Consider the following 16,809-nt stretch of genomic DNA (forward strand, 5'->3'; position numbering starts at 1 on the left):
AGAGATGCCCTCCCTTTAACCATACATATTGAAATGAAAGAGATGCTGTGGTAATACATTGTTAGATGTCGCTAATCGCAAAAACAGTATAAAAAATCAGGAGAAGCGAAACAATACAGTCGAGCATTGTTTGCCTGAACTGTACGAAATGATGTCCGATATGTATGATTTTGAGGGGATTCTATGGAAGTCAACGAATTTTACAGAGAATGGCTTACCCGCAGCGGTTTTGTTGAATGTGAATCTACACAGAACTTTAGCCCTGCCGGAAAATTGTATCTCGCGCCAAAGGAGCTGGCTTGTGGATATTACTGGGTCTACGGAGAAAAGGATTTGTTTGATATTAAAATCCATGATTTCTATTTTTTTGAGGATCACTTTATTTCTCTTACTACGCCGGAGTGTTTGAGCATTACTTACTATGATTCCGTGTCCGGGGAGGAGTTGACCCCTTACCGCCGTTTAACTGCGGGATGTGTAAAAACCTTTCATGGAGGGCATGCGCTTTATCAATCCATTATGCACAAGAATATTCCGATTCGTTCCGTGGGAATTGAGGTATTTCCCGCATATTATGAAAAATATCTGAGAGAAAGCTATCCGGATGACTACCTTCCTCCCAATGAGGCGTTCCGTCGCATCGGGCAGACGCTCGACTTCCCGGAGATGTCCCGACTTTTACGTCAAGTTTGGGAGTATAATGGAGAAGGCATACCGGCAAAGTTATTCTATGAAGCCAAGGTCGCTGAAGCGGTTTCGCTTGTTTATGAACACGGAAAGCATAGTCAGAATATTTTATCTGCAAAAATATCCAAGCAGGACAGGGATGCCTTGTGTAACGTTACCTCCTATATCCATGACCATTTTAACTCGGCGCTTCCGCTGGATACGCTTGCGCGAATCGCCTGTATGGGTACAACAAAGTTGAAGACCTCTTTTAAGCATGTCTATCAACGCACCATTTCGGAGTACATCCAAGAGCGACGTATGAGCCATGCGGAAATGCTTTTGAGCTCCACAGACCTTACAGTTGACCAGGTAGCTTCAGCTGTCGGGTATTCCAATGCCGGAAGATTTGCGGCAAACTTTAAAAACAATACAGGACTCTTTCCGTCGGAATATCGTAAAATGGCACGTAGGAAATAAGGACAATATTTTCTATTTATACAATTTTTGCTATCCTAAAGCTTGCAAACGTTATGTTTTCAGATTACCTAAACCGGCTAAACGAGGAGATATATGAAAAAAATCAGTAAAAGCATAAAAATATGTATCGCTCTGGGCATCTTATTCGGGCTTATTCTTCTTTTTATTAAGCTACGGTTTCAACTTAGTGAAGAAGAAACCATGCGAATTTACATTTATTTGTCGATAGCATTAATCATCATCAGCGCTATCATAAACCTGTCCTATAATTTATTTTATGGAAGGAAAATGAACGCCCTAATGCCCTTACTCGGTGAAGCAAAGTATGATGAATATTTGGACAAGATAACAGCGATTCGAGATAAGGTAAAATCCAAGCATCTTAGGGCTATTGCGGAGCTGAATCGTACTGCGGCGTTAACAGGGAAAAAAGAATATGCTACGGCAGTGGAAATTCTGAAGGAATTGGAGCCGAGGGTAAAGAAAATGCCTTCTGTAGAGATGGTGAGAAGGTTGAATCTATGCCTGAACTATTTTTATTTAAAGGACTACGAGGAAGCGGAGGCTCTTTATCAAGATAGTGAAGCTCTTTTTGGAAAATACAAAGAAAATGTGTTCTATAAAAAGAACTTTACCATCCTGGATTTGTTTATGGATCTATGCTGCTATGGAAAAAAGGAGGGAGTGGCAGAACGGATTCAGGAAGCGAGAAGGATGTATCCGGAAAAGCAATTGCAAGAAGATTTTGAGTATTTGGAGGAACTTTTGGAAGAAGGAAAGGAAAATCTGCAGGAAGACACCAAAAGTGATGTATAGTATAGGGGAAAAGGAGGTGCAAAAAGCAGTATGATACAGTTTATACAAGGGGAAATTTTGAGAATGGACTGGCTAAGCCGACTGTTTCGGGATGCTTTGGAACACATAGGGATTGCTACGGAAAGTCGCATCGGAGGAAGTCTCCATTTCTTTCTCTATGATTGTGTGAAAATCACGGTGTATCTTTGCGTCTTGATATTTGCCATTTCCTATGTACAGAGCTTCTTTCCGCCGGAAAGGACAAAGCGGATTATGGGGCGTTTTCACGGTGTCTATGCCAATATCATAGCGGCTCTTTTGGGAACGATTACTCCTTTTTGTTCTTGCTCCTCCATTCCGATTTTTATGGGTTTTACGGCAGCCGGCATTCCTCTTGGAGTATCCTTTTCCTTTTTGATATCTTCTCCCATGGTGGATTTGGGAAGCCTTGTATTACTCACCGGTATTTTCGGTCTAAGGATTGCCTCTGTCTATGTGATATTGGGACTCATGCTGGCGGTTCTGGGCGGCTTAGTGATAGAGCATTTGTCCTTGGAAAATGAGATAGAACCCATTCTTTTGCAGCTGAAACCCGTGGAGCAGGCGCTCCCTACCTTATCCCGGAAAGAGCGTCTTTCTTATGCTGCCGAGCAGGTGAAAACGACTTTTCGAAAGGTTTTCCCCTATATCCTTTTAGGGGTAGGTATCGGTTCTTTGATTCACAACTGGATTCCGGAGAACTGGATTATTTCTTTACTTGGGAAAGGAAATCCTGCCGGCGTGATTCTTGCGACTCTGGTGGGAATCCCCATGTATGCGGATATTTTTGGAACGATACCGATTGCGGAATCTCTTCTTTTAAAGGGGGCGGAGCTGGGAACGGTGCTGGCCTTTATGATGGGGGTTACTACTCTTTCTCTTCCCTCTATGATTATGCTTAGGAAGGTCATTAAGCCGAAGCTCTTGGGGGCTTTTATAGGAATATGCATCCTCGGCATTATTCTTATCGGATATATTTTTAATGCATTACAATCCGTTCGCTTACCTTAGAAGTGAAAAAAAGACATACTAAAATTAGTGCAAACCATCATTGCAAACACCAAGGGCGAGGGAGAAAAAGCAGGTGAAGATTTTTGGGTAAAAGCCGAAAAGCTATACTATACAGCCCTTATCGGATATATCTTCTACGAAGCACCAAGAGAGGAAAAGAACTTTGCAACGCTCCTTGATATGGTCGATGCTTCGGAAGTAAGGGAAGATGACGAAACATACATGAATCCGATAGACAGACTCTTTGAAGCATTGGAAAAGAAAGATCCTACACACTTTGCAGTGAAGCAATACCGAAAATATAAACTTGCTGCTGGAGTTATAGAATTAAGAAGAACACTTCATCACTATTTGAGTGAAAGATGTTTTGCTTAATTCTTTTTTATTGAAGAATTTGAGTGAAAGGAGGAAGAAAAAGAACGGGAGAGAAAATACAGGCTTCATCAAAACTACCTAAAGCGTAAAGAAAACGGCAAGAAAAAAGAATATGAGGAAAGATATAAGGCGAGGAGAGAGGAGAAAAAACAGGAGAAAATCAAGGTTCTGAAAAGAGTGGGTATACCGGTAAAAGATTTAGATAATTATTTATAGGATTGGTGATATATTGACTAAAAACTGGAAAAGTGATAATTTAATTATCTAAAATAATAAGATTATCAAAATAAAAAATGGGAGGGGAGAGTTATATGTCTTATTGCTCTGATATAACAAAAAATAGAATTTTAGAATGTGCTAAAGGGGAATTTTTAAGCAAAGGATTCGAAAATGCACAGGTAGCTGAAATTGCTAAATTAGCAAAAGTAACTACAGGAGCTATTTATCGCCATTTCAAAAATAAGGAAGCATTATTTTTTGCTCTAATTGAAGAGGAATATAATTACACATTAGATGTTGTTTCTGATGTTGAAAAAAGGAGCGAACAAAAAACTATTAGGATAGACTCTGATTTAGTTGATGATGAAGTGATTATAGAAAATTTATTTTTAGAAACAATGCTATTTGTTGATTATATGTATGCACATTTTGATAATTTTAAGTTGATTTTTGCGTGTAGCAAAGGGTCGCAAGTAGAAAACTTTATTGAGGATATAACTGAAAGATATACAGCTAAAAATAGGAAGCTTATTCATTTCAATGCTAAACAGGAGCAAATTAACACAGAAATTAAAGAGTTTGAAGTACATGTCATTACAAAAGGCTATATTACATCTCTATGCGAATGCGTTCTTCATGATATACCGCATGATAATGTTAGCGAATATATTAGAAGTATTGTTGTTTTTCAATATTATGGGTGGAAAGGCTTAATGAAGATAAATAACAGATGATTTTTATCAAAGAGTTAGCAATAACTAATCAACTATTTGCTTGGAGGAGGTGTTTTCTTGAAAAGTAACAATAAAAATGTCATTTCAGAGTTGCTTAAATACGCTGATGGCGAGAAAAAACAATTATACAAATCAATTTTGTTAGCGACCATGGGGGAACTGTTTGGAATGATTCCTTTTTTAGCAATAGCAAAATTGATAGAAAAAATATATCAATCTGAAGTGTCATTTAGAACTGTATTGTGTTTAACACTTATAGCTTTGTTCGGACAAATTTTAAAAGGTATTTTTACTTTATATTCAACAATAACCTCACACAAAGCAACATTTCATATTTTAAAAAATATACGAAGTTTAGTAGCTGAAAAAATGCTAAGAGTACCTATGGGTGTAATGATAGATACTCCTATAGGTAAATTTAAAAATTTAATTGTAGATACAGTGTCTAAGCTGGAAGATTCAATGGCTCATTTTATGCCGGAGATAACATCAAGTATAGTATCTCCTGTTTTATTTTTAGTTTTGATTTTTGCTTTGGACTATAGGATGGGGTTGGCTTCGTTACTTACAATTCCTTTAGGAATGCTTGGATATATAGGTATGATGAAGGATTATGAGTTTAGAAGCAAAACATATACGACTGCTCAAAATAATATGAATAGTACATTGGTTGAATATGTTAATGGCATTGAGGTCATAAAAGCTTTTAATCATAGTACATCTTCATATGAAAAATTTATGAGTGCAATTCAATTTTTCCATGATAGTACCCTTGCTTGGTGGAAACAAAGCTGGTTATGGTCAGCATTTGTTCAAGCAGTTATGCCGTCAACACTTTTGGGGACTTTGCCAGTTGGTGCATATCTATATATGAATTCTCAAATATCTCTATCAAATTTCATTGTGTGTATTATCTTACCTATCGGCTTTATTGCACATTTAATGAAAATCGGAAAGTATTCGGAGCAATTCAGTATGGTTAAGGCGAGTTTAGATGTAATAGATGAATTTCTATCGACAGAGGAACTTAAAAGACCAAAAGAGAAGGTAATCTTTGATGACACTCTTTATTGTTTTGAAAATGTTTCATTTGCATATGATAAGGAACTTGTGCTAAAAAATATCAACTTTGAATTAAAACCAAATACAGTAACCGCATTGGTAGGAAGTTCCGGTTCTGGAAAATCTACAATAGCAAAACTTATGGCTGGCTTTTGGGATCCGTCCAAAGGAAGTATCTGTTATGGTGGGAAAAAAATAACTGAAATTCCATTTGAACAGCTAACAAATGAGATAAGCTATGTTGCTCAAGATAATTTTTTATTTAATACAAGTATAAAAGAAAATATAAAAATGGGAAACCCAACTGCAAGTGATGAGGAGGTTATTGAGGTGGCTAAAGCTGCATCTTGCCATGACTTTATTATGGAACTTGAAGATGGATATAACACAAAGGTCGGTGATGCAGGAGGTTCTTTGTCCGGTGGAGAAAGGCAAAGAATTACGATTGCAAGAGCAATGTTAAAACAATCTAAGGTAATAATTTTAGATGAAGCAACTGCATTTGCAGATCCAGAAAATGAATATCTCATTCAAAGTGCAATCAACAATCTTATTAAAGGAAAGACTCTTATAGTGGTTGCTCACAGGCTTTCTACTATTACAAATGCTGATAAAATCCTTGTTATGAAAGATGGGGAAATTGTAGAGAATGGAACTCATGAAAACCTTGTAAAAAAAGATGGAGTATATGCTTCCCTGTGGAAAAATTATGTGGGCGGACAAGATAATGAAAAGGAGGCGATGTAAATGATTAGCATTGTAAAACGAATATTAAAAATATCAGGAAAGTATCAAAAAAATGTAATCCTTGGTCTTATATTTAGTGGATTAAAATCATTTTTCGTTTCTTTGATGTTGTTGGCGGTTTTACTGATTATGATTAATCTTGAACAGTTGAATATGACTATTATTATGCAGGCAACAGCAATTGTAGTTGTGAGTATATTCGGCAGATTCATATTTCAGTATCTTTGCGATAGAAAACTTAGTGCTTCAGGCTACGAGATTTTTAAGGATAAAAGAATTGAAATAGGCGAAAAATTAAAGAAAGCTCCGATGGGATATTTTTCAGAAAAAAACTTAGGGACAATTCAAGCGGTTCTAACGACAACTATTTCCGACTTAGAAGCTATGGCAATGCTTGCGATGAACTTTATTGTTGGTGGATTTTTCCAAGCTCTAACTATGACAATCATGTTATTAATCTTCTGTTTCCCGGTAGGGATGGTGTCTTTAATTGCGATAATCCTTGGAATAGTTGTTCTTAAATTAATCACAAAGAAAACTGAAAAATATTCTCCTATTATGCAAGATTCGCAGGAAATATTAGTTACAGAAGCAATTGAATATATCAGAGGAATTTCAGTGCTTCGTTCATTTAAGAAAGGGACTGATGGAAAAAACAAAGTTGAAAAAGCTTTTATGAGGAAATGCGAAGTTGATATAGAGGTCAATGAAGGTTCAGCTTATTTAATGAAATTATATGAAATGATTTTCAAGGTAGCAAGTTGTGCCTTAGTGTTTGTTGCTACGGTTTTATATATGAATTCACAAATTCCACTTTCATATGCACTGATGTTTATAGTATCTGCCTTTCTGATTTTTTTGGAATTGGAGTTGGTCAGCGATGGAGCTTTTTTAAGTAGGATGCTTGCAACACAACTTAATAGACTGGAATATATTTCGGATATACCTTCACTTGATGAGGGCGGAAAAGAAATTTCTTTGAACTCCTATGACATTGAATTGAAAGATGTTTGTTTCGGCTATGGAGAAAGGGAGATTTTGAATAATATAAACTTGCAAATAAAGTCGAATAGCAGTTTAGCCATTGTGGGTGCTTCAGGTTCCGGGAAAACAACGCTATGTAATCTGATAGCAAGATTTTGGGATGTAAAAAAAGGTGAAGTTCTTATTGGTGGACATAATGTTAAGGATTTTACTTCTGAAAGCCTTTTAAAAAATATCAGTATGGTATTTCAGAAGGTGTATTTGTTTAATGACACGATTGAAAACAATATAAAATTTGGAAATCCAAACGCAACACATGATGAGGTGGTGGAGGCTTGCAAGAAAGCTTGTTGCCACGATTTTATAACAAGCCTTAAGTGCGGATACGACACTGTTGTTGGTGAGGGTGGTTCAACTCTGTCGGGAGGAGAAAAACAAAGAATATCTATTGCAAGAGCTATTTTGAAAGATGCACCAATTATTATTCTTGATGAAGCAACTTCAAGTGTAGATCCTGAAAACGAGCATATGTTAATTAGTGCAATTAAGGAATTAACAAAAAATAAAACACTTATTAGTATTGCACATAGACTATCTACAGTAAGAGAAGCAAATCAAATTATTGTCATTGATAAAGGGAAAATTGTGCAACGAGGCAATCATAATGAACTAATTGGTCAAGATGGAGTATATAAACATTTCATTGAAATTAAAAAACAATCTATTGGTTGGCAAATATAGGTGATGAAATGGGAGATGTAGTTATTGATTTTGGTAATGTAAGTTTCAGTTATGGAACACAAAAAGAAGGGAGTCTCAGAAATATAAATTTCAAAGTTAAAGAAGGAGAATTTATTTTGCTTACTGGTCAGTCTGGTTCAGGGAAAACAACTGTTACAAGATTGATAAACGGCTTAATTCCACATTTCTTTGAAGGGGTTTTAACTGGAACTGTGAAAGTGTTAGGAAGTGATATAAAAACTATTACTCCCGGAGAAATGGGGAAAAATATTGCTTCTATATTTCAAAATCCACGAAGTCAATTTTTTACAACGAATAGTACCAAGGAAGTGGCATTTGCTCTTGAAAATTATGGAATAGATAGAGATGAAATGATAGATAGAGTGAATTGTGCATTTCACGATTTTGAAGCTGAAAATCTTATGGACAGGGATATGTTTTCTTTATCTAGTGGTGAAAAACAGAAGATAGCGATTATAGCTGCAAAAACTTTGAATCCCAAGATTTATGTTTTTGACGAGCCATCTGCAAATTTAGATATTCATTCAATTATTAAATTGAAAAAAATTATGGAGTGGTTAAAGAAACAGGGACATACAGTAATTGTTTCAGAGCATAGATTGTTCTACTTAAAAAATTTAGTAGATAAATGCTTAATAATGAAAGATGGAAAAATTGATAGAGAATTAAAGAAAAATGATATTGATAACTTGAATGATTCAGATATTAGAGCGTATAAACTTCGAACATTTAAGTTAAGTAATATTAAATATGAACTAAAGGATAATCTTATTGTTAACAAGCAAAATGCAGATTTTAAAGTGGAAAATTTATCTTTTTCCTATGATGTCAATCATTCTGTTTTGAGTAATTGTAATTTAGAAGGGAATTTTGGTGAAACAGTAGCTATAGTTGGACACAATGGAAACGGCAAAACGACATTAGGTAAAATAATGTCAGGATTACTAAAAGCAAGAAGTGGACAATTTTTTATTGAAGGTAAATTGACAAAGCAAAAGAACTTATATAAAAGTGTATATTTTGTAATGCAAGATGCAGATTATCAATTGTACTCCGATTCTGTTGTTTCTGAGTTAATGCTCAGTTCTATGAATAGTATTAAGCAAAATGATGAAAAAATAGAAAATGCGATAACTTTATTGAATATTTCATCATTCAGAAATAGACATCCGCAAAGCTTATCAGGAGGGCAAAAGCAGCGAGTTACTATTGCAGCTGCAATAGCTTCAAATAAAAAAATTCTGATTTTTGATGAGCCAACCAGTGGACTTGATTATGAAAATATGAAAGTCGTATCGGAAGCAATGAATACTCTTCGTAAAAAAGGAATACTGATTTTTGTTATTTCTCATGATTTAGAATTTTTAAGTAGAGTAGCAACTAAAGCAGTTTTTATAGAGAATAATACTGTTAGCAAAAGGATCAATTTAAAGAAAAGTGATGAGTTTGAAACAATAAAAAGATTTTTACTGCAGAGTGAGGGATATGAAGAATGAGCAAATCTTGTAAACAAAATGGAATAAGATATGATCCAAGAATTAAGTTGTTACAAGTTTTAATTATAGGGGTTTTAGTATTTACTTTGACTGGTAAAAAGTATGAAGTTCTACTTTTTTTGTCAGTATTTGCATATGGAATGATAAGCGGCATATACAAAACTTGTTTTAAATTTTTAGCTTTATATATAGTGTTGTTTATGGTAGCGGAAATAAGTCCATTATTTATTTCAACTACAATACACTATTTTTTCCTATGTTTTATAACATTGACACTCGCAACTATAAATATGATTAGAACAAGTGAAATATCTGAAGTATTAGCTTCCTTGCAAAATATGAAAATTCCATATTATATAAACATTCCACTAGCTGTTATATTAAGATTTTTTCCTACTCTAAAGCAGGATATTACTTGTATAAAGCAGGGAATTAAGACTAGAGGGATTGATATTTCTTTCCTTGGATTTTTAAAACATCCTTTTAAAGTTTATGAAATGATGTTGATTCCTATGTTAATGCGAATGTTATGTACTGCAACTGAGTTGTCGGCATCTGTTGAGACACGAGGACTTGGAGTTTCGTGTAAAAAAACTAGTTATACAGAAGTCAAATTTCGTATGCTTGATATGTTATTGCTAGTAATAATGATGGTATTTTATCTAGCTATCATCATTATGAAAATAAAAAATATTTAAAAACAAGGAGAATAAATATGGAAGAAAAGAAGAAATTTCAAATTAAAGATTTAATTATTACAGCACTAATGGTGTTATGCTCACAGGTTTTATATAGAGTGTTATCTTTTCTGTTCATATCGCCATACACAATGTTATTAGCAGTTCCGATATGGTCAATTATTGGAGCAATTGCCTATTTCTTAGTACCGGTAAAAACAAAAAATCCATGGATGATTTTATTATTTTGTGTACTTACAAGCATTATAGGTTTTTATCCACCATATATCATTAGTTGCATATTTGCCGGGATTATAGCTATGTTAATTGCAAGAATAAAAGGGGTTGGCAATTATAAAGGATTAACAATTGGATATATGATATTTTGTGTTCTTGCCGGCTTTGGTGGAATGTATGTACCATTTCTTTTTTATGCAGATCAAACACTTAAATCTTATGAAAAAATGTTTGGGAGCGAATATTTAGGTACATTAACTAAAATTGTTTCTCCTATGACTACAGCAATAATGCTTATTGTAATAGCCATTTGCGGATTGATTGGAGCAGTAATTTCTAAGAAACTATTGAAGAAACATTTTGAAAAAGCAGGGATTATTTAGAATTTTTTATAGATGAAATTGGAGGAGACCAACTATGAAAAATCAATCCTAAATTAGCAAAAAATTCCTTTTTCTATCGATGTGATATACAGACCTCTTAGTGGAGGTTGAATTCCAAGTCGTTTGTCATCATTTTCCAGATGACTCTGACGAGCTTACCGGGACTGGAGAAACGGTGAATATTACCTATTTCACCGAGTATCATTTCGCCGTTGATTCAAGACCGATGATGATGCTGTCGGGCTCTGTGTTAAGCGAAATGAGCTTCGAGACCAGTATTTGAAAGCCACCAGCGTCATTTGTAAATTTGAACAGCTCAATGAGTACTTCACCGTCAGATGAGATTGCTGAGGCGAAATGGTTAAGTTTGGCAATATCAACGCCAACATAGATCATGAGGTTGTACCTCCCTTCCTAAAGTCTGATGCCGTGATATCCACCAATCTGTATCATCGTAGACTTGCGTGAGATAAGTACTCGAGGGTAAAATCCTATGGCATATCCAACTAATAAACAATTCAGATACAGCTAGCGGCAATACACTCCTTCGAGTAGTCAAAGCTACAGAATAAAATCAAAAGTACACAGTATCTGAATGTATTGAACCACGATATTAAAAAGAAAGGAAAGTGGTGTTTTTGCTTTTGAAAACATCATACAAGATCATTTATGGAAAAGAAAAAATTATATGTTTTAACAGGCTTTTTGGGAGCGGGAAAAACCAGTCTTTTGCTACATATACTGGAAGAATTCTCCGATAAAAAGCTTGCTGTCATTCAAAACGAATTTGGGAAAACGGGAATTGACGGCAGTATTCTGGAAAAGAAGGAACTCACCATCAAGGAAATCAACAGAGGATCCATTTTTTGCTCCTGCCTGCAACTTTCCTTTGTGGAGGCTTTGGCAGAGATGAGCAAGGGAGATATGGAATACCTTTTTGTGGAAAGCTCCGGTCTTGCCGATCCTTCGAATATTCGGGACATTTTAAAGAGCGTAGAAGTTCTGGCCGGGGACGTCTATGATTTTCAGGGCGTAATCTGCCTGATTGACGGCGTGCATTTTCCAAAGCAGGTAAAGGATACGGAAACGGTAGACAGGCAATTAAAGCATTGTGATGTGGCAATTGTAAACAAGATGGATTTGATTTCCGAGGAACAATATAAGAAAGTACTTTCTTTGATTCGGGAAGTGAATCCCCATTGCCTGATTTTACACTGTGAAAATGGAAGAGCAGATCTTAGCTTTATTCGAGAGGGCTTTGAAAAGGGAAGCTGGGTGGATTCGGAAGAAAGCTTAAACACAGTGGACAATAAGCCGAAAACCATTTCTCTGGTCTGTACGGAAAATGTTTCCAAAGAGCGTTTTCATCAATTTTTACAGGAAGTTCTCCCGGACTGTTATCGGATTAAAGGTTTTTTCCTTTTGGACAATTGCTGGATGCAGGTGGATGTGGTGGAAGAACTAATCGACTATAAGCCATGCCCTGAGAAGGAGATTTCCGAGCTGGTATTTTTGTCAAAGGTTGGACCGAAGGTGATTCGGAGCATTGATGAGGCTTGGAAAAACTATATGGACTCTCCTATGAAGTTAAAGAATTAAAAACCGGAAAACCGGAAAAGAAACGTAGAACAGAAACATAGAAAAGAGGCGTAGAGAAGATACGTAGAGAAGATACCTAGAACAGAAATACTGATTAAAATTTAGGAATTGGAATGGCGAAAAAAGCGGAACAGTAATGTAGTGAGGGAGGGAATATGGAAATTAAGGTTATCGGTGCAGGCTGTAAAGAATGTGATACACTATATCATAATGTAAAAGAGGCGGTAAAAGAGCTGGGGAAGGATGCTAAAATCGAAAAAGTAGAGGAGTTAATCGAGATTGTAAAGCTTAGGGTACTCAGTGCTCCTTCTCTCATGATTGACGGGAAACTTATCGTAAGCGGACGGGTTCCCGGAGTTGAAGAGTTAAAAAAGCTATTGTCTTAAAGGAAGGAGAAGCGTGGTGCAAAAGGTAAAAACTGTAGCCATTGTCAGTCTCTCCAGCGGTGTTCTGGGAGAAGACTTTGTGCAGCATGAAGTAAAAATAGGCTTGGAACGCCTACGTCGTTTTGGGCTGGAAGTGAAATTCATGGAAAATGCCTTGAAAGGCTTAGACTATCTGAAATAGCATCCGGAAAAGAGGGCAGAGGATCTCTTACAGGCTTTTTCCGACGATTCGATAGATATGATTTTATGTGCCATAGGGGGAGAGGATACTTATCGCCTACTTCCCTATTTTTTTGAAGAGGGACAATTGGAAAAGGTTGTAAAGCAAAAGATTTTCCTTGGCTTTTCCGATACCACGATGAATCACTTGATGCTTCATAAATTAGGGATTAAGAGCTTTTACGGACAGGCTTTTCTACCGGATATTTGTGAGTTGGAAGAGGAAATGCTGCCCTACAGCGAAAAATACTTTTCGGAATTGATTCAAAGCGGAAGCATTCGTTGTGTTGAGCCGAGTCCGATTTGGTATGAGGAGCGGACAGATTTTGGACCGAAAGCAATAGGAACAAAACGAGTTAGCCATGAGAATAAAGGTTTTTTGCTCTTACAGGGCAGTCCTGTTTTTCAAGGAGAAATCTTAGGGGGTTGTATAGATACCCTCTATGATGTCTTTGACACAACGAGGCACGAGGATTCTGTCAGCTTATGCAAAAAGTATGCACTATTTCCGGATTTGGAAGACTGGAAAGGGAAAATTCTCTTGCTGGAAAGCAGTGAGAATCAGCCCAATCCGGAGAAGTATCGGACAATGCTCAAAGCCTTAAAGAAAAGCGGTATTTTCGAAGTCCTCAGCGGTGTGCTGGTGGGGAAGCCTATGGATGAGCGTTATTCCAAGGAGTATCAGGAAATTCTTCCGGAGGTGATTGGTAATCCCACTCTTCCGATTGTATTCAATCTGAATGTGGGACATGCCACTCCCAGAGCGATTATTCCCTTTGGCATTATGGCGAAGGTGGATGTTTTGGCACAAAGAATCAGTTTTACGGAAGCGTAAGGCTGATTCTTAACTAAAAAAGACACATATTTTTCACAACTAAATTAGCACTCAACACTTGACAGTGCTAACAACTTGAGTATAATCATAATCAAGCAGAGGAACAGAGAAGACCGCAAGGACTTTAAAGGTTCTCACGATGATGAAGATTCTTCCCCTTGCTGAAAAAAATTACAAGAGATTAGAAGTCAAAAGAAGAGTATAAGGAGGAAAAAGATATGTTAGCACCTAGCATTTTTGGAGAAAATTTATTTGATGATTGGTTTGATTTCCCGGGCTTTAGAGGTCTTGGCAGAGTAGAGAATAAGCTTTATGGAGACCGGGCAGGAAGACTGATGAAGACGGATGTGCATGAGAAGGACGGACAGTACGATATGGATATCGACCTTCCGGGCTTTAAGAAAGAGGATATCAAGGTAGAGCTTCATGACGGCTATCTTCAGGTCAGTGCCGTAAAGGGCTTAAATGAAGAGGAGAAGGACGAGAAGGGGAAACTCATTCGTCAGGAGCGTTACTCCGGCTCTATGCAAAGAAGCTTTTATGTTGGAGAGAGCATTAAGCAGGAAGATGTAAAAGCAAAGTTTGAACAGGGCGTTTTGAAGCTTTCCTTCCCGAAGGAAGGGGAGAAGAAGCTTCCGGAAAAGCAGCCGATTATGATTGAAGGTTAAGGAGCTGTAAACAATCAAAATAATAAATAGGTTTTCGGCAATATAGGTCTGAATGCGGGGTAGTCTGAGCCCTAATTTCAGACCTATATTGCTTAGAAAACTATTTTGATTATTTACAGCTCCTTTTATTCTTTATTCTTTAATTGGAATTTGGATACCAGCTCCTGTAAGACATTGGCTTGTCCGGACAGCTCTTCGGAGGCTGCGGCAGACTGTTCCGCTGTGGCGGTATTGCTTTGTACCACGGAGGAAATCTGATCCAGTCCGGAGCTCAACTGTACAATGCCACGGGCTTCATCCTCGGAAGCATCGGATATCTTTGAAATAATATTTGTGATTCCTTCTGCTTTGCTCTTTACCAAATCCATGGATTCTGCGGTTTCTTGTGTGATTTTTGCTCCGCGAGACACGGCGTCAATGGTTTCTTCAATCAAGTCACTGGTATTTTGAGCGGCCTTTGCGGACTTCTGTGCCAGATTTCCGACTTCATCAGCCACTACGGCAAAGCCTTTTCCGGCAGCTCCCGCCCTTGCCGCCTCAATCGCCGCATTTAAGGAAAGGATATTGGTTTGGAAAGCAATATCGTCAATGGTTTTGATAATCTTTCCGATTTCATTGGACTTTTCCGTAATTTCCTTCATAGCCAGAGACATTTCTTCCATTTTTTGGTTACTGAGCTCTACAGCTTCCACGGAAGACAGGCTGAGCTTGTTGGCTTCCAGGGATTGTTCTGCGGTACTCTTAATCTTATCGGAAATCTCACTCATGGTAGCGCTTAGTTCCTCTATGGAAGAGGCCTGCTCCGTAGAGCCCTGAGATAGAGACTGTGCTCCATTGGATACCTGTTCTGCTCCGCTGTTTACTTCGGATGCAGAACGTTTAATCTCCTCCATGGTGTCGGATAAGTCTGTAGTAATATCCCGAAGGGAAAGCAGTAATGGTCTGTAGTCTCCTTTGTAAAGGCTTTCGTCGGAAAGGTCGACACGGAAATTTCCGTGGGAAACAGAGGAGAGCTTTTCGTTTAAATCCTGCATAATGCTCTTAATCTGTTGCATAACTTTATCAAAGGCGTGGGCAATGGTGCCGATTTCATCCTGTTTTTGATATTGAATTTCTACATTTAAGTTTCCGTCTGCCACCTGATTTCCGACCTTGGCCATCATTTGCAAAGGCTTCAAGGAGGAACGAATTAAAAGATTGGTAATCAGTGTCAGTAATACTACACCGCAAAGCACGATAATGGTGGATACGGTAATCAAGCGCTTGGTCACTCTCAAGTATTCGTTGCTGGAAATGCTCATAAGACTCCAAAGCGTTGTGCCGTCCAGCTGTGTGGGAGCAAAATACAGACGTCTGCTTTGACCGCTCTTATTCTGTAAAACCACATGGAAGGGTTTGTCTTCCTGCATTTTGCTGAGTAGCTCCGGTACATCCTTTTCGTCCAGTGCGTCATTTAGGGTTTTTTCTCTTAAATCTTCTCGAGAGCTGTAGAGGAAGTTTCCCTGGTCATCCATTACAGAGGTAAAGAGGCTTGGGAAACGGCTATCTTCCCGTGCCAAGATATCAAAGGCGGAAAGATTAATTTCAATGGTGACAACACCCTTAAATTCACCATTTACAAGAATGGGAGTGCAAACGGTAATCAAGGAATACTCCGGATATTCATCATCATGGTAAAGGGATGTGATGGTGGTCTTCTGGGTTTCCTTTGCGGTTTTGTAATAGCCCTTATTTTGATAATAGGAATAGGGATAATTGATGATATCTCTGGTTTCTGCGCTCTTTACGGTAAGGTAGGGCGCATAATCCGTTACGCCGGGAATCAAGACACCGGGCTCAAAGAAATACCCTACACCTGTAACATAGGGATTACTTTTTAAGGTGGAGTACATAGCGTTCATCATAACGACTTCCGCATTGTACCGGCTGGCGGGAATTTCCTGATTTAAAATACGAGAGCGAAAGGTCGTATTTTGCATGGGAGTAATTTCCTGCACTTCTCTGTTGCCGTCGTTAAAATTATTGATTCTCCAGGGATTGGCGGGAGCGCCTCCTACAGCATCATTTTGATCCCAAACAAAACTGATGGATTCCATCATACTATCGGCTAATGTTTGCACCTGAGTAAAAACTCTTCCGGTTTTCTCATTGGTGATATCCAGCAAATCTTCCATGTTTTTGTTTAAGTTGGCTTTTACGGATTTACTTCCCATGGTTACTATGGGAACGCTTAAGCTACAAAGAATCAAAAGCCCTACAATGCCTAAAAGCATCGATAATCGGGATCCTAGACTTCTGCTTTTTTCCGTCTTCTTTTGTTGTCCTGTTTTCTTCATTTTACATACCGGTCCTTCCTTGAATAGATATATGATAAAAGTCACACAAAATTTGGTGGCATTTTCCACGATTAGGGTTTTTATGGATAAAATATTTTC

General features: G+C 37.4%; 14 protein-coding genes and 3 pseudogenes. 15 read left to right on the plus strand and 2 right to left on the minus strand.

Annotation, left to right across the window (positions count from 1 at the left end; genetic code table 11):
- The first annotated feature begins 183 nt into the window (after positions 1-183).
- The 11 genes and pseudogenes from RDQ32_RS06510 to RDQ32_RS06560 all read left to right on the plus strand — a co-directional run bounded on the left by RDQ32_RS06510 (position 184) and on the right by RDQ32_RS06560 (position 10,667).
- A complete protein-coding gene (locus RDQ32_RS06510) occupies positions 184-1,146 on the plus strand; it encodes a helix-turn-helix domain-containing protein (RefSeq protein WP_009427846.1) in 963 nt (320 codons plus the stop codon).
- A 93-nt stretch (positions 1,147-1,239) separates the two neighbouring features.
- Positions 1,240-1,962: a hypothetical protein gene (locus tag RDQ32_RS06515; RefSeq protein WP_009429551.1), complete on the plus strand. Its 723-nt coding sequence runs from the start codon at positions 1,240-1,242 to the stop codon at positions 1,960-1,962.
- A 30-nt stretch (positions 1,963-1,992) separates the two neighbouring features.
- Positions 1,993-2,991, plus strand: a complete 999-nt coding sequence (locus RDQ32_RS06520; protein ID WP_009428112.1) for a permease — start codon at positions 1,993-1,995, stop codon at positions 2,989-2,991.
- A pseudogene (locus RDQ32_RS06525) lies at positions 2,969-3,309 on the plus strand (type IV secretory system conjugative DNA transfer family protein); the annotation flags it as partial. The gene RDQ32_RS06520 and the pseudogene RDQ32_RS06525, both read left to right, overlap by 23 nt.
- Before the next feature lie 84 nt (positions 3,310-3,393).
- Positions 3,394-3,582 (plus strand): annotated as a pseudogene (locus RDQ32_RS06530) (hypothetical protein); the annotation flags it as partial.
- A 95-nt stretch (positions 3,583-3,677) separates the two neighbouring features.
- Positions 3,678-4,319, plus strand: a complete 642-nt coding sequence (locus RDQ32_RS06535) for a TetR/AcrR family transcriptional regulator (RefSeq protein ID WP_009537537.1) — start codon at positions 3,678-3,680, stop codon at positions 4,317-4,319.
- 57 nt (positions 4,320-4,376) lie between these two features.
- Positions 4,377-6,128 (plus strand): ABC transporter ATP-binding protein, encoded by a 1,752-nt coding sequence (locus tag RDQ32_RS06540; protein ID WP_308579572.1) that lies wholly within the window; start codon positions 4,377-4,379, stop codon positions 6,126-6,128.
- Entirely contained in the window at positions 6,129-7,853 is a 1,725-nt protein-coding gene (locus tag RDQ32_RS06545) for an ABC transporter ATP-binding protein (RefSeq protein WP_308579573.1), read from the plus strand. It abuts the gene before it with no gap.
- Positions 7,854-7,861: 8 nt separating this feature from the next.
- Complete coding sequence (locus RDQ32_RS06550) at positions 7,862-9,370, plus strand: energy-coupling factor ABC transporter ATP-binding protein (RefSeq protein WP_308579574.1); 1,509 nt, start codon at positions 7,862-7,864, stop codon at positions 9,368-9,370.
- On the plus strand, positions 9,367-10,068 hold the full coding sequence (locus RDQ32_RS06555) for an energy-coupling factor transporter transmembrane protein EcfT (RefSeq protein WP_009428607.1): 702 nt from the start codon (positions 9,367-9,369) through the stop codon (positions 10,066-10,068). Before RDQ32_RS06550 ends, RDQ32_RS06555 begins: the two co-directional genes overlap by 4 nt.
- Before the next feature lie 17 nt (positions 10,069-10,085).
- Positions 10,086-10,667 carry an MptD family putative ECF transporter S component gene (locus RDQ32_RS06560; RefSeq protein WP_308579575.1) on the plus strand — a complete coding sequence of 194 codons (582 nt, stop codon included), beginning with the start codon at positions 10,086-10,088 and terminating at the stop codon, positions 10,665-10,667.
- A gap of 201 nt (positions 10,668-10,868) precedes the next feature.
- Here the strand turns inward: RDQ32_RS06560 and RDQ32_RS06565 are convergent, their stop codons facing one another.
- A complete protein-coding gene (locus RDQ32_RS06565; RefSeq protein ID WP_009537528.1) occupies positions 10,869-11,063 on the minus strand; it encodes a transposase in 195 nt (64 codons plus the stop codon).
- Between the two features lie 273 nt (positions 11,064-11,336).
- Here RDQ32_RS06565 and RDQ32_RS06570 point away from each other — a divergent pair, with 273 nt between their 5' ends.
- From RDQ32_RS06570 to RDQ32_RS06585, 4 genes and pseudogenes are all read left to right on the plus strand, one after another.
- Entirely contained in the window at positions 11,337-12,266 is a 930-nt protein-coding gene (locus RDQ32_RS06570; protein ID WP_308579576.1) for a CobW family GTP-binding protein, read from the plus strand.
- Positions 12,267-12,421: 155 nt separating this feature from the next.
- Positions 12,422-12,652: a thioredoxin family protein gene (locus tag RDQ32_RS06575; protein WP_308579578.1), complete on the plus strand. Its 231-nt coding sequence runs from the start codon at positions 12,422-12,424 to the stop codon at positions 12,650-12,652.
- A gap of 13 nt (positions 12,653-12,665) precedes the next feature.
- A pseudogene (locus RDQ32_RS11145) lies at positions 12,666-13,706 on the plus strand (S66 peptidase family protein).
- Positions 13,707-13,924: 218 nt separating this feature from the next.
- Positions 13,925-14,374 (plus strand): Hsp20/alpha crystallin family protein, encoded by a 450-nt coding sequence (locus RDQ32_RS06585; protein ID WP_308579579.1) that lies wholly within the window; start codon positions 13,925-13,927, stop codon positions 14,372-14,374.
- A 125-nt stretch (positions 14,375-14,499) separates the two neighbouring features.
- On the opposite strand, the gene RDQ32_RS06590 is transcribed toward RDQ32_RS06585, so the two are convergent.
- Positions 14,500-16,809 (minus strand): methyl-accepting chemotaxis protein (locus tag RDQ32_RS06590; RefSeq protein WP_308579580.1); only part of this gene is annotated, 2,310 nt, incomplete at its 5' end.

This window comes from uncultured Oribacterium sp. (assembly GCF_902481605.1).
Classification (GTDB): domain Bacteria; phylum Bacillota; class Clostridia; order Lachnospirales; family Lachnospiraceae; genus Oribacterium; species Oribacterium sinus.